At 42.9% G+C, this 14,128-nt stretch carries 8 protein-coding genes, 2 tRNA genes and 1 other RNA gene; 8 read left to right on the forward strand and 3 right to left on the reverse strand.

The window, feature by feature from the left end:
• Nucleotides 1-81 precede the first annotated feature (81 nt).
• From QL982_RS13000 to QL982_RS13030, 7 genes are all read left to right on the forward strand, one after another.
• Nucleotides 82-972: a LysR family transcriptional regulator gene (locus tag QL982_RS13000; protein WP_290162492.1), complete on the forward strand. Its 891-nt coding sequence runs from the start codon at nucleotides 82-84 to the stop codon at nucleotides 970-972.
• A gap of 417 nt (nucleotides 973-1,389) precedes the next feature.
• Entirely contained in the window at nucleotides 1,390-3,711 is a 2,322-nt protein-coding gene (locus QL982_RS13005) for an FdhF/YdeP family oxidoreductase (RefSeq protein ID WP_290162490.1), read from the forward strand.
• A gap of 94 nt (nucleotides 3,712-3,805) precedes the next feature.
• Complete coding sequence (gene fdhD / locus QL982_RS13010; RefSeq protein ID WP_290162488.1) at nucleotides 3,806-4,909, forward strand: formate dehydrogenase accessory sulfurtransferase FdhD; 1,104 nt, start codon at nucleotides 3,806-3,808, stop codon at nucleotides 4,907-4,909.
• 1,002 nt (nucleotides 4,910-5,911) lie between these two features.
• Nucleotides 5,912-7,561, forward strand: a complete 1,650-nt coding sequence (locus QL982_RS13015) for a sodium:solute symporter family protein (protein ID WP_356645807.1) — start codon at nucleotides 5,912-5,914, stop codon at nucleotides 7,559-7,561.
• 84 nt (nucleotides 7,562-7,645) lie between these two features.
• The gene (locus QL982_RS13020; RefSeq protein WP_290162485.1) at nucleotides 7,646-7,780 is read left to right on the forward strand and encodes a putative transporter small subunit; all 135 of its coding nucleotides are present in this window, start codon (nucleotides 7,646-7,648) and stop codon (nucleotides 7,778-7,780) included.
• A gap of 188 nt (nucleotides 7,781-7,968) precedes the next feature.
• A tRNA-Cys gene (locus QL982_RS13025) sits at nucleotides 7,969-8,042 on the forward strand.
• 124 nt (nucleotides 8,043-8,166) lie between these two features.
• Nucleotides 8,167-8,253 (forward strand) — tRNA-Leu (locus QL982_RS13030).
• A 340-nt stretch (nucleotides 8,254-8,593) separates the two neighbouring features.
• Here QL982_RS13030 and QL982_RS13035 read toward each other — a convergent pair.
• From QL982_RS13035 to QL982_RS13045, 3 genes are all read right to left on the reverse strand, one after another.
• Complete coding sequence (locus tag QL982_RS13035; RefSeq protein ID WP_290162483.1) at nucleotides 8,594-10,222, reverse strand: long-chain-fatty-acid--CoA ligase; 1,629 nt, start codon at nucleotides 10,220-10,222, stop codon at nucleotides 8,594-8,596.
• A 258-nt stretch (nucleotides 10,223-10,480) separates the two neighbouring features.
• Nucleotides 10,481-10,839: a transfer-messenger RNA gene (ssrA, locus tag QL982_RS13040) on the reverse strand.
• An 85-nt stretch (nucleotides 10,840-10,924) separates the two neighbouring features.
• Nucleotides 10,925-11,596, reverse strand: a complete 672-nt coding sequence (locus tag QL982_RS13045) for a dienelactone hydrolase family protein (RefSeq protein ID WP_290162481.1) — start codon at nucleotides 11,594-11,596, stop codon at nucleotides 10,925-10,927.
• Nucleotides 11,597-11,986: 390 nt separating this feature from the next.
• On the opposite strand from QL982_RS13045, the gene QL982_RS13050 reads away from it, so the two are divergent.
• On the forward strand, nucleotides 11,987-13,372 hold the full coding sequence (locus QL982_RS13050) for a glycerophosphodiester phosphodiesterase family protein (protein ID WP_290162480.1): 1,386 nt from the start codon (nucleotides 11,987-11,989) through the stop codon (nucleotides 13,370-13,372).
• The last annotated feature ends 756 nt before the right edge of the window (nucleotides 13,373-14,128 follow it).

The following is a 14,128-nucleotide window of genomic DNA, read 5'->3' on the forward strand; positions in this document are numbered from 1 at the left end:
TTATTAATTTAAGTGCATTCTCCTACATTTACAGATAAACTAAAATTGAGTTTATTACATCATCATCTATGAGATTTTGGCATGATAGAAAAAATATCGTTGAATTCATTAAGGTTCTTTTACTACGTTGCAGAGCATAATAGTGTGACGCTTGCTTCTCAGAAACTGTTTGTGACACAAAGTGCAGTAAGTAAACAGATTAAGAATTTGGAAGATGCTTTAGGTGTATCTTTGTTTAACCGAGTCAATAAGAAACTGGTGCTCACAGCCAATGGCAATCTACTTTTTTCTTGTTGCCAGCAAGTTTTTGCAAAATTAGATGACTGTCTTGTGGATCTAACGAGGCAAGATCATCGAAAAAAGCAACTGGTACTCTCCTGTGAGCCCACTATTTCAATGAAATGGTTGATACCGCGTTTGGCTGAATTTAATTCATTAAATTATGGGTTTGAAATTGTATTACTAACGGATGGTGGAACAGTAGACTTTCAAGGGAAATCTATTGATATTGCTTTGCGCAGAAATGATTTTGAATGGGACAAAAATATATTTCATGAGAAAATTATTGAAGAATACATAGTCGCTGTCCGCAACCCTAGAACTGAACCAACGAACACCCTATTACTGACTTCTTCTCGACCAAATTTTTGGCATCACATAAATAAATCTAAGTTAGTCAGTAGCGAGATTTTATCGTACGAGACCATGGTGTTAGAGCACTTTTACTTATGTATTGAGGGGTGCTTAGCTGGTTTGGGAACCGCTATTGTTTCAATGTTTATGGTGGAAAAAGAACTTTCGCATCACTTTTTAGAATTAATCCATCCTCCAATGGCAGACAGCTCGTCTTATCATTTATTGTCTTATCATCCTTTTTACGAAGATGAGAGAAAGGTGGTGTTTAAAAATTGGCTGAAAAAAGAGATGCTGAATAGCAAAATGCAGTTTATGGAAACTTTACAATGCGTATAGAAATTATATCGTGATATTTCGACAATACTTGCATTTTATTATAAGTAAAAATATATATTGAGTAAGATGAACCGCCCCAACTTTATCGGAGACTTAATATTCTGAGAAAATTGACTATATTAGATCCAACCCTCTTCGAAAAGCTGCTCAGTATTACGCACTTTATAGGTTTAGGCTATAGAACGCCAAGACAGATGTGGTTTGACTTTTATTGTCAGGCTACGTAACTAAAATCTCCCAAGTGAATGTCTACAGATTTGACAGCATAGGTCACTTATCAACCTTTGAGAACACTCAATCTTCTCGAAGGTTTTTTGTTATCTATAGTTAATGATCATATGAAGTTTCCACTGACCATTATATAGTTGTCGTCTATAACAACAACTTATCCATCACCATTTATCTATGAGGTTTGTCATGCGCAAAATCCCTATTTATTCTCACCCTGCTGCTGGTTGGCCTGCGCTGATCTCCTCTACTCGTAAACTGATGGACTATCAAACTTTTTTGCGTGGCAGTGTCAGCGTATTCAAAAGCAACCAACCTCAAGGCGGATTTGATTGCCCAGGTTGTGCTTGGCCTGACCACAAGTCCCACAAAGCTATAGATGTCTGCGAAAATGGTATCAAGGTCATCGCTAGTGAAACCATGACCAAAAAAGCAGATGCCCAGTTCTTTGCGCGACACACTGTCACTGAGCTACAAGGATGGTCGGGGTACGAACTTGAGCATAGTGGCCGTTTATCAGAGCCAATGTATTATGATGCCGCGCAAGATCGCTACGTTCCTATCACTTGGGAAGCTGCGTATGGTTTGATCGCTGAGCAGTTTGGACAGCTTGGTTCACCAGATGAGGCGCTATTTTATACATCAGGCCGTGTGACCAATGAGCCAGCCTTTTTATTTCAGTTATTTGTACGCTGTTTTGGTACCAATAATTTACCTGATTGCTCTAATATGTGCCACGAACCAACCTCTGTCATGCTCAGTAAACAGTTGGGCATTGGTAAAGCGACAGTTAAGTTAGAAGATTTTGAGCAGGCCAAATTGATATTGATGTTTGGGCAAAATCCAGCGACCAATCACCCACGAATGCTAGAAATGCTCGCCCATGCTCACGAGCAAGGATGTCGAATCCTCTCGATTAATCCCATGCGCGAACAAGGTTTAAATAAGTTTAGGAATCCGCAAAAACCAACACACATGGCAGCGGGTCAAAGCGCTAAAATGGTCGATGATGTCATTCAGATTCAAATCGGTGGCGATGCCGCACTATTGACAGGCATTGCCAAATGGTTGATTGCAAACGATAAAATCAATCACGACTTTATTACCACTCACACGTCAGGTTTTGAACCTTTAAAACAGTGGCTAACAGCGCAATCATGGGCAGACATCACGCTCGGCTGTGGTATTTCTCAGACAGATATTATCAATCTCGCTGAGCTAGTGGCTGAGAGTCCAGCGACGATTTGCACGTGGGGCATGGGCATTACCCAGCATGTGCAGGGCGATGACAATGTCGCGATGATTACCAACCTATTATTATTAATGGGCATGATTGGTATTGATGGCGCAGGTGCCTCTCCCGTACGTGGGCACTCCAATGTACAGGGCGATCGCACCATGGGTATCCATGAGCGTCCTAGCCAGAGCTTGCTAGACAGTCTTGAGCGTGTGTTTGAGCACCCTATGCCACAAGAGCATGGCTACGATGTCGTCACAGGAGCTAAGGCCCTTATCGCAGGCAAATTAAAAGTCTTTATGGGCATGGGTGGCAACTACGCGGTAGCAGCACCCGATACTAGCGCCATTGAACAAGCCTTAACCACCACTCAGCTTAATATATTTGTCGGCACCAAGCTCAATGAGACCATGCTATATCCAGGTGCAAATAATTTAATTCTGCCTTGCTTAGGCCGTACTGAGCGTATTGTCACGACAAAGGGTGAGCAGTTTGCGACCATCGAAGACTCCATGTGTCAGGTAGTGCCCACCCAAGGCACACTCAAACCTGTCAGTGATACTTTGAAATCTGAAGCGCAAATTGTGGCAGATATCGCAACGCATGTACTCGGCGCGGACTCGTCTATTCCTTGGCTTGCGATGAGTGAGGATTTTGATGTTATTCGAGACTATATCGCCCAAGCTATTAATGGGTTTGAAGACTTCAATCAACGCATTCGCACCACTGAGCGCGGCTTTCACTTATATCATGCAGCGCGTCATCGCGTATGGAATACCCAGAGCGGCAAAGCTCAATTTGAAGTACCCGAATACCCCATTACTTTTGTCGCAGCACAAATGGCAGACGCAAACGATGTGGATGATAATAAAGATACAACGCAGAAGATTTGGCAATTGACCAGTGTCCGCAGCCATGATCAATTCAACACCATGATTTTTGGGTTTAAAGACCGCTATCGCCAAACTGATCGCCGTGATGTGCTGTTTATGCATCCAGATGAGATAAGCCGTCTCGGCTGGCAAAAAGGCGACCGTGTCATGGTCACTCGCCAGCGTGCTAAAGGCAGCACCGAGCAACCACGCATATTAGGTCCACTGGTATTAACCGAGATGGATATTGCCTCTAACGCTGTTGCCGCTTACTACCCTGAGTGCAATGACCTATTTGATTTGGACACTTATGCGCCTGACTCCCATATCCCAGCGTACAAATCAACGACCGTCGTTTTAGAGCGCGTAGAAGCAAACACGCCGATAGCTACGCCCGCATAAATCATACTGCAAATAGCCAATGAGAATGATATTTTCATTGGCTATCCCTCTAAATGACCATAAACACGCCCATACTTTTAGGCCATGATAAACCGTGATAATAATCGAAGATAATGCTAAGCCAAGTGGGTCATCTGATCATCCAGCTACAATAGGTGATTCAACTGAAACCAACACAGATCCGACTGAAACCAACACAGATCCGACTGACTTACCTAAAAATAACGGGGCATCAAATACGCCACTGGCTCGCGGTCATTTGGCACAAAAACATCATTACCCGTCAATTAACAGAACCCCTAATCATAACACTCGTATTCAGATCGAATCTCAGACCACCAGCTTAGCAGTAGAAGCGGCGGTCTCTATCATCATTAATGGGATTCATTATGCGGTACTGATGGCCAGTCCCCATCAACTTGAATACTTGGCTGTTGGGTTCTTATTTAGTGAAGGCCTGATTGAATACAGTCACGAGCTGCTCGATTGGGACGTGACTCAGCTTGCAGATATTGAAAGCTATCAGAAGTTTGCGCAAGATGCGAGCGATGAAAGTCTTGATTCAGCAGCAATTGAGCAAAGCCTACAGCAATTCCAAGATTATGATATCTATGTCGTGGAATTGGTATTAAGCCAGCGTTGCCATCAACGTATCCAAGCACAAAAACGTCAGCTCGCAGGGCGTACAGGCTGCGGTATGTGCGGTATTACTGGACTAGCACAAGCTTTGCCTGATTTGAGCAACTACTCACAAGGCGACTTGCAACACGAGGATACTCAACAAGCAAGTATTGATGACTCTAAGGCGACTGTCCCAAGCCTTGACTATCTGTTGGCACTGCGTCAACAAGTGGATGCCACGCAGCATACGCATCAACTGACAGGCGCAGTACATGCCGCAGCGACGATACACAATCAGCAGCTATACTTATTTGAGGATGTGGGACGTCACAATGCGCTCGATAAGTTAATCGGCTGGCAATTGCGACAAAAGATAGACGTTGATTGCGTACTCATGACCTCACGGCTATCTATTGAACTGGTTCAAAAGTCTATTCGAAGCCGTATACCTTGGCTAATTGGTATGTCGGCACCCACCAGTACAGCAGTGCGTGTCGCTGAGCGTTATGGCCTTGGGTTGGCTGGTTTTTTGCGTGACAACCGAGTCACTTATTATACAAGCTATGCAGATCTCTAGGGCATGCATGTCACCATTTAGCTTGTGAGGCTTAAAATGAGAACATGGCTTAAAATAGTATTCAACCTTATTGCGAACATACCCCTTCTGAAACCCTACCTTCTAGGGCGTATCCTCAATTCAAACGAGTGTTCTCTAAATGAGCTAAAAATAGCTAAATTTTGCCAAACATCGTCAAATAGTTGGTCAATATCTCGATATTATCTGCACTATTTTCCTCGTTTGACGGCAATTTATCTCATTTTTATCACCATTTTTAAAATGAGGACACGCCCTAATACTTTATTCCATCAATCTATAGTCAATCCTTTATAAAAGAGTGACAGCGTTAACCTCGCTTGACGTATCACACATACATCTGCACTCGGTTGCCTTGACGCTCTTTTAAACTGAGTCAACTATATATGACGACTGATGTGTCAGTTTTGAACACAATCTAGCGAATGTTGGATAACATTTGAGATTGGCGACATAATAGGTTACCCTTATCGCGCAAATATGTTACAAGTGCTTAACAAATATGTAGTTTTATTTATTAATGCCGCTAAGTAATACATCAATCGCAATAGTTGGATAGAGACTTCTTACCTATTGCTTATTACAGCTGATAAGGCTGTCTAAATCGAGTTCGGGTCATGCAATCATGGCTTAGTACTCATTCGTAATTCTGCTATGGACGCTCATCATATGAGCTTTCTTTAGCACTCAGCTACCTTTGTGTATGCCTATTAATAGCGTCATGATTTATCCATGAACTGACGCCTATTGAGAGTCGCCCCTGTCTTTTTGATTTGACACGATGTGTGTCATTAAGACCTGGGCATGACACTTAGCACTTGCTTACCACTACAGTTGGTATTTTCGCTATTCATATTAGCCACATACGTTCGGTATGAGGGCGGTATAGGCTGTGTGGTATTCCTAATAGTTTGGTATCTTTAGTTTTACTAAACTTTATTCATCAACAAACAATTGCGAGGTATGAATTTGAAAACTGAGTCATTGTTCCAATTTTCATCATTAACGATTATTTTATTGCTGTTAGCCTTTTATGGTGGCACCTACTTACTGTCTTTATTGATTAAAAAAGACAAAGAAACCACTTCTGGTTTTATGGTTGCAGGTCACGGTGTTGGCTTTGGTATGGGTGCAGCCAGCATGACCGCCACTTGGATTTGGGCAGCCTCATTTTACGCTGCCGCCACCTCTGGCTATAAATACGGGGTATCAGGACCGATACATTATGGCTTTTGGGGCGCGTTGATGATTTTGTTCATCTACCCTTTTGGTATGCGCTTTCGTGAATTGGCGCCAGATGGCCATACACTCGGTGAGCTCATTCACGCCCGCCACGGTTCATCAAGCCAATTAATCTTAGCCATATCCAATATTATGGGCAGTTTAATTAGCTTGATGGTCAACTTCACTGCTGCTGGAGCATTGGTGTCAGTTCTGTCGCCCTTATCGTTCCAAACAGGGGTGATGATCGCGGGTATCGGTGTACTAAGTTACACATTAACGTCAGGCTTCCGTGCATCCGTTTTTACCGATTTCGCCCAATTGGTCGCGTTAATGGCCATTGGTGTCGTCATTATTCCAGCAGTACTATTTGCCATGGGTGGCCCTGAGGTCATGGTCAGCGGACTGTCAAACCTGACGTTAGAGCAGCAGGATTTTTTCTCTTCTGAAGCCTTTTTTCAACAAGGCGCACCCTATTTTGTCGCGGTATTGGCATATGCTATCGGTAACCAAACCATCACCCAACGATTATTTGCGATTGATAAAACCAAGATTAAAGCGACATTTATCACAGCCACCGTCGGCTATGCAGGGATTGTCATTGGTCTTGGTATGATTGGACTGATGGCGGTCACCATCGGCATCGAACCACTCGATGGCAATATGAATAACCTCATTCCACAAATGGTCAGTACTTATCTGCATCCTGTCTTTATCGGATTGTTTTTTATTTTAGTGATTGGTTCATTGTCATCCACCGCTGACTCCGATTTATCAGCACTATCGACGATTATGATGGCGGATGTTTACGGTAAAAACATCGCCAAAAAAGGTCATGTTAAACCTAAAACAATGATGCTCGTCGGTCGTGGCACGATGATTGTTGCGACAGCGGCTGGACTAATTTTTGCCAGCTTTAAGCTCGATATCTTGGTCATGCTGGTCTTCGTTGGTGCACTATGGGGCGCTATTGTTTTCCCTGTGATTGCCAGTGTGTTTTGGAATCGCGTGACCAATACCGCCTTTACTTCAGCGGTCATCGTCGGCCTACTCTTATTCTGCGTTGCCCGCTTTGAATTAGTGCCGATTACGGGTTTCACAGCTCTATTCTTCGAGATACTAGCCAGTGTCGGTGGCGCTGTCGTAATTGGTCTGATGGTCTTTGGTTTCTTAGGTCGTAAAGTTGGCATGGGAGCCGCCGCTATCACGCTGGTACTGATGCTAATATTTGCCACTGGTTTCCTACGTCAATACATGGTCTTACTCGCCTCACTGACGGCTTACGGCGCTAGTACCATCGTCTGTGTGATAGTCAGCCTGATGGGTGACGAACATTTTGACTTTGACTTAATCAAGCAACGTGTGGGCAATTACGATAAAAATACTGACATGCCATCGTCATCTAAATCTTAAATTAAAATTGCTTCATGCGAGCGGCGGTTGGCTGGCAATGTATGGCTAACCGCTACTTACTGAGAAATACTATAAGGAGATATCATGGACAATGTTTTTATTTATGGCTTATATATTCTAATTTGGCCAGCGATTACCTTAGGAGTGCTGATATTAATTTGCACGGCCACTTATCGTGATATTAAAAAAGCCAAACGGGATAATAAGGACATCGTTTAGCATGTCATCGCTATTATTTTTAGAAAACATCACTGAGCACTAGCTTGGTGATAGCGTTATAAAGCCTATTAATCGTATAAATAACTCTAAATTAGGGTCATTTATAGATAAGGTAGCAAATAACCTGTTTTTAATGAAAAAAGGACTTGTAATTTATTATAATTTTGCTAATATAGGCCACCTTGATTGGCTGGATGGCAGAGTGGTCATGCAGCGGACTGCAACTCCGTTAACGCCGGTTCGATTCCGACTCCAGCCTCCAATTATTTATTAACTTTACGTTAATTTAAGCTTGCATTATTATCATAAATGACTATAATAGCGAGCACTTATCTAGTAACTAGATGGTCTATCAGCTAGTTTACATATTAGATAAAACAAGTTTTGCCCGGGTGGTGAAATTGGTAGACACAAGGGATTTAAAATCCCTCGCTAGCAATAGCGTGCCGGTTCAAGTCCGGCTCCGGGTACCATTACATAGTCCTATACTATCTTATAGAACAGCTAAAGCCCCTGATATCAGGGGCTTTGTTGTATCTGGCGTTCCATACTCTCCTGCTCTATCTATCCCACTACCTTCAGCAAAAACCATCTGATTTCTAGGGCGTGTCTTCATTTCAAAAATGGTGATGAAAATGAGATAAATCGCAGTCAAACGAGGAAAATAGTGCAGATAATATCGGGATATTAACCAGCTATTTGACGATGTTTAGCAAAATTTAGCTGTTTTAGCCCATTTAGATAACTATCGAGTGAATTGAAGACACGCCCTAGGCTGGACTCTTCAAATAGCATGACTATTAAGATCTACTACTACAGAGTTAGCAATGCATCACCATAGTTATCACGCAAGTCTTTTTTGACCATTTTTCCAGCACCATTAAGCAAAATATTCTCTACAAAAATGACTTTATCAGGTATCTGCCAGCTGGCAATTTTATCCTCATAAAAGCGAAGTACTTGTGACTCACCGAGCGCCGCATCTGATTCTTTTACCACTATCAAAACTGGACGTTCACCCCATTTTTTATGCTTTGCAGCGATAGCAGCCGCCATTTTTATTTGTGGATGGGCGACTGCGATATTTTCAAGCTCCACTGAAGATATCCACTCCCCGCCCGACTTGATCAAGTCTTTTGAGCGGTCACGGATATTCATATAACCATCTGCGTCAATGGTGGCAATATCGCCCGTGTCGAACCAGCCGTCTTCAGTGATGGCATCAGGGTTCTCGGTGTAATAGTCATTGATAATCCAGTGCCCTTTAATCTGTAGACGACCTTGAGACATACCGTCTTCTTTAATAGACTGTAGCGGCTGATCCGTATCTATCAGACGCAACTGAACGCCATAAGGGGGGCGACCTTGAGAGTTACGTAATTCGTTAATTTCATCTTTACTCAGCGATTTATGCTTGGCCTTGATTTGATTCATCGTGCCAAGTGGACTGGTTTCCGTCATACCCCATCCATGTATGGCATCGCAATTGAAATCTTCTCTAAAGGTTTTGATGACCGATGGTGGACAAGCAGCTCCGCCAACAATGGTACGCGTCATACTATCCAGCTTACTGTCTCTAGCTTTGGCGGCAGTCAATAAGCTTTGCCAAATTGTCGGAACCCCTAAAGCAACCGTTATCTGGTAATCATCAATGAGAGAAACCAAACTGTCACCATCAAGATTGGGACCAGGGAGTATGAGCGAGCAGCCCGTCAACGCAGCAGCATAAGGTGTGCCCCAAGCATTGACATGGAACATCGGTACTACTGGCAGTAAAACATCTTGCGCAGATAGTGCTGAGACGTCAGGCATACATAGCGCCATCGCATGTAGTACAGAGGATCGGTGAGTATATAAAATCCCTTTAGGGTGGCCTGTTGTGCCTGAGGTATAGCATAAAGAGCTGGCTGTCGCTTCATCGAATTGAGGCCAGTCAAAGTCAGTAGAATAATCTGCTAATAATTCGTCAAAGAACAATACGTCAGGCAGTTTTTCTACAATACTATCGTCTCGATCACTTAGACAAATAAAGTGCTCAACACCTTTAATATCTTCTTTAATCGCCATAATAAGAGGTAAAAAAGTAGTATCAAAAAATAGCACACGATCATCAGCATCATTGATAATGTAGCTAAGCTGCTCAGGAAACAAGCGAGGATTGATGGTATGGCAAACCATGCCACTGCCTGAAATCGCATACCAAGCCTCTAAGTGACGACGGTTATTCCAAGCCAAAGTCGCTATGCGCTCTGATGATTGTAATCCCAGTGCAGCCAAAGCATTGGCCAATCGTTTTGAATTATCGGAGACAGTACGCCAATTGGTATGCGTCATCTGTCCATCGACTTCTTTGGAGACAACCGCTGTATCACCATGATAACGGGCAGCGTGTTCGATTAGACCACTGATCAGCAATGGCTGATACATCATTTTTCCTAACATAGTACATTCCCTGTAGTTGTTTGAACGTCAGCTTATTCTTATTGGTATATCATCTGATACTCCGAATAGGCCACAATTAAGAATAATCAGAATCACAGATTAAAACAAGCAAATACTATGACCTCAATTGATGACAAAAAAGATCATTCATGCTCTTATACTTTATATCTAAACAATGATTCATGGTCATTTTAGATACAAACACATAAAATTTAGACAAAAAAATCCGACCACCTAAGTGATCGGATTTTTAATATTTGGTGGAGATGGCGGGAGTTGAACCCGCGTCCGCCAGCATTACGCTCATGAATCTACATGTTTAGTTTCTGTCTTTAATTTTAGTCTGCACCGATCCGACAGTCAGGATGGATTAGCCGATTCTCTACTTTTGAACCCAAGCGATTGAGACAATCCCTTGTGGCGAGCCTACATGCGGACGCTTCAACTTAGTTGACCAACTGTAGGTGATCAGCAACCAAGTAAACAGGGTTTAAGCTGCTAGAGCGTAATTTTCGTCGTTTGCGACTATAACAATATATGTTGGATTAACGAGAGGACATATACTCTCGACATGCATCATTGAGTTTCATTACCAGCGTCGAAGCCAGAACATCCCCAATAAGGTCGAGTATTATATAGGATATATACGTTAACATTCAACCTATATGATACTTATATTACATTACGTTACAGCTTAATTGTCTACGCAAGCACTGTATTCAACCATGTGCCAATCGCTTGAATCTGTGGCATACAAACCTGATGCGCCATCGGATAAGTATGATAAGCAACATTGTAGCCTTTATCAGATAATAATTGCTGTGCTTGCTCGCCTAAAACCACAGGGACAACGGGATCGTGTGTACCATGCTCAATCAAAATCGGCATGTCTTTATTGGCAGCACTATAGTCGATATTGTCATTCGTTGCCAAGTAGGTAGATAGTGTCATCAAACCGGCCAAACGCTTTGGATAACCAAGTGCCACATGATACGCCACTGCCCCACCCTGCGAAAACCCTGCAATGACAATGTGCTCAGGAGCGACACCACACTCTATCTCACGGCTGATCAAATCCTGTATTTGTTGAGAAGACTCTTCAATCTGAGCGACATCGACTTTGCGCTCTAGACTCATCTCTAAAATATCGTACCATGCTGGCATCACCATGCCACCATTTACCGTCACTGCACGCTTTGGCGCATGTGGAAAGATAAACCTTACCGCCATATCATCAGCCAAGCCAAGTTGCGGTACAACTGGCTCAAAGTCATGACCACTGGCACCCAAGCCATGCAGCCAAATCACAGCGCGATCTATCTTTTTTTGAGAGGGATTGTGCTCAACGACGACCGCGTCTAAATAGTTACTCATATTTATCCTTAATGATGTAGTGGGATATGCTCTACGCATTTCTATATATTATTTACCAAGATAACGTGTGTGTCATCATATGGTCAACATCATCTGCTAGTTTAAGCGCATGGTCAATAATGCAAGACTGTACAAAAAATGGCGGAAATGTGAACAATAGAAAAAGGCAGGTATAATTTCATGACCGAAAAGTTCGATACTATCAAGCTTACATACAGTCATTTTTCTATTTTTTGGCACATTCGCCTACCATTACGTCCGCATTAATGCTAAGTTCTCATCATCGCACATGCGACCTTTGGTTACTTTTAGTAATTATCAAGCAACAATTTTTAATCTCTATTGATATCACCAATGGGATTTTTTTATAATTTTGCAGGAACATTTTACATGACAATATTAAATAATTCAGTGGCAACGCTCAATCAACTCAAAAAAACGCCATTTAAAACCGTTAAGACAGTCAGTATAGCCATAGCACTAGGGGCCACTTGCACCCTATCAATGGCAGCAGACGATATACGCAATACCACATTGACTCAAACATCCAACCAGACCATTAAGCCATCACTAAAACAACTACCAAAAAGCTTGCCTGCTAAGCCTCAAGCCTATACCTATGGTGTGCGGCCATTTTACTTGGTCAATGACATGGATGCAGGACCATTAAAAGACGAACTAATGGCTTGTAGTGCGCAAACGCCTAGCAAAACCAACTTTTCTATCGCGCATCGTGGTGCACCGCTGCAATTACCTGAACACACTTATGATAGCTATGTTGCCTCAGCGCAAATGGGTGCAGGCATCTTAGAGTGCGATGTGGCTTTTACCAATGACGGCGAGCTGGTCTGTCGTCACGCACAAAACGATTTGCACACCACCACGAATATTTTGACCACACCGCTGGCCAAGCAATGCACCGTGCCACCTGTGTTGGATGCTAAGGGTAAACTGACCAATGCCGACCGTATTGAATGCCGCACCTCAGATATCAGTGCCGCTCAATTCAAAACCTTGACGGGCAAAATGGATGCCGCGAATAAGAAAGCCACCAGCATTAGCGAGTATATGGATGCGACCGCGCCTTGGCGAACGGACTTGTATTCACAAAATGGTAAGGTATTGACTTTAAAAGAGCATATCGCGTTGGCGCGCCAATTGGGTATGAAACACACGCCTGAGCTAAAAGCGCCCGCAGTGACCATGCCCTTCAATAACTACCGTTTAGATGATTACCGCCAACAGTTGATAGACATTTATAAGGCAGCGAATGTGCCTGCAAGTGATGTGTTTGCGCAGTCGTTTAATATCGAAGATCTCGATTACTGGATCAAAAATGAGCCCGCTTATGGTGCCAATGCCGTTTATCTCATCGATGACAGCAACGAAACCGCTAAGGATAAAACGTTTGATAAAAACGACGCGACCACATGGAAGCACTCATTGGCTGACATCAAAGCCCGTGGCATCAATATCATTGCACCGCCGCCTTGGATATTAATTACCACTGATGGTCATGGTAAAATGTTGCCCTCAGCATACGCAAAACAGGCCAAAGCCAATGGTCTAAAAATCATTACGTGGTCGATAGAACGTTCAGGGCCGTTAGCAAATGGCGGTGGTTGGTACTATAGCGGTCTTGGCGATGCCATCAATAATGATGGTGATATGATGAATTATATTGATGTGCTAGCACAAGACGTCGGTGTCCAAGGTATTTTTTCGGACTGGCCTGCTACAGTCAGCTACTACGCCAACTGCAAAGGTCTTAAATAGATTCATTATACCAATATAAAAAACATGATGGGCAGTGTCAGACTCGCTCGATGGCATTTTTTATCAGCAGAATGTTATTTTGAACCGACTGTCTTGTAATCATTTTCACTCTTTAACAGCAAGGCCAGCTTATTCATTGAGCTGGCCTTTTTTATTGAATGAGATACTGAGTTAAGTAAGCGAGATCTGTTTGGTTGTATTGCACGCTATGCTAAATATGATAGGCGGCCATACCACTGTTGCCATCTAGAGCGACGACTTCGGTAAAAAACCTTCTTTATTACACCTCTAATAATCATCCAAATAGCCTAAAAAGAGTGCATAAAACAACCCAATGATACTAAGTATAAATAAGGTGTGTAATATCCAAATAATACGCCAGCGCCAAAGAAACCATTTGCTTTGATTGTTTATGACTTTAATACGATACGGATTTATATTGGGGTCTATGTAAGGATTGGGTTTGTTCTGTGGATATTGCAAGTGCTGATACTGCGGTTCATTGATGATGTTGCGACCTTTGGACTGTATCCAGCCGCCACCTAGTTTGACGTAGGCTTGTAGTACTAGTAGTGGAATGTACCACGGCCATACTCTAAAGTTTTGGGTGACGCCATAGCTGGGTAGGATGCTGTCGGTGTAGAGATAGATCTTATGCTCTTTAGTTGTCTTTGGCGGATCTGTAGTGGCATAATAAACTTGGACAGCTGCTAAGAGGTTATACTAACCCAAAGAAGGAAAATAGTATGACCAACA

The organism is Psychrobacter sp. 5A.1 (assembly GCF_030407455.1).
GTDB lineage: Bacteria > Pseudomonadota > Gammaproteobacteria > Pseudomonadales > Moraxellaceae > Psychrobacter.

What these genes read in the sequence shown, in the direction of transcription:
- QL982_RS13000 (WP_290162492.1), top strand. Translation starts at nt 82, where the DNA reads ATGATAGAAAAAATATCGTTGAATTCATTAAGGTTCTTTTACTACGTT.
- QL982_RS13005 (WP_290162490.1), top strand. Translation starts at nt 1,390, where the DNA reads ATGCGCAAAATCCCTATTTATTCTCACCCTGCTGCTGGTTGGCCTGCG.
- QL982_RS13020 (WP_290162485.1), top strand. Translation starts at nt 7,646, where the DNA reads ATGGACAATGTTTTTATTTATGGCTTATATATTCTAATTTGGCCAGCG.
- QL982_RS13035 (WP_290162483.1), bottom strand. Translation starts at nt 10,222, where the DNA reads ATGTTAGGAAAAATGATGTATCAGCCATTGCTGATCAGTGGTCTAATC.
- QL982_RS13045 (WP_290162481.1), bottom strand. Translation starts at nt 11,596, where the DNA reads ATGAGTAACTATTTAGACGCGGTCGTCGTTGAGCACAATCCCTCTCAA.
- QL982_RS13050 (WP_290162480.1), top strand. Translation starts at nt 11,987, where the DNA reads ATGACAATATTAAATAATTCAGTGGCAACGCTCAATCAACTCAAAAAA.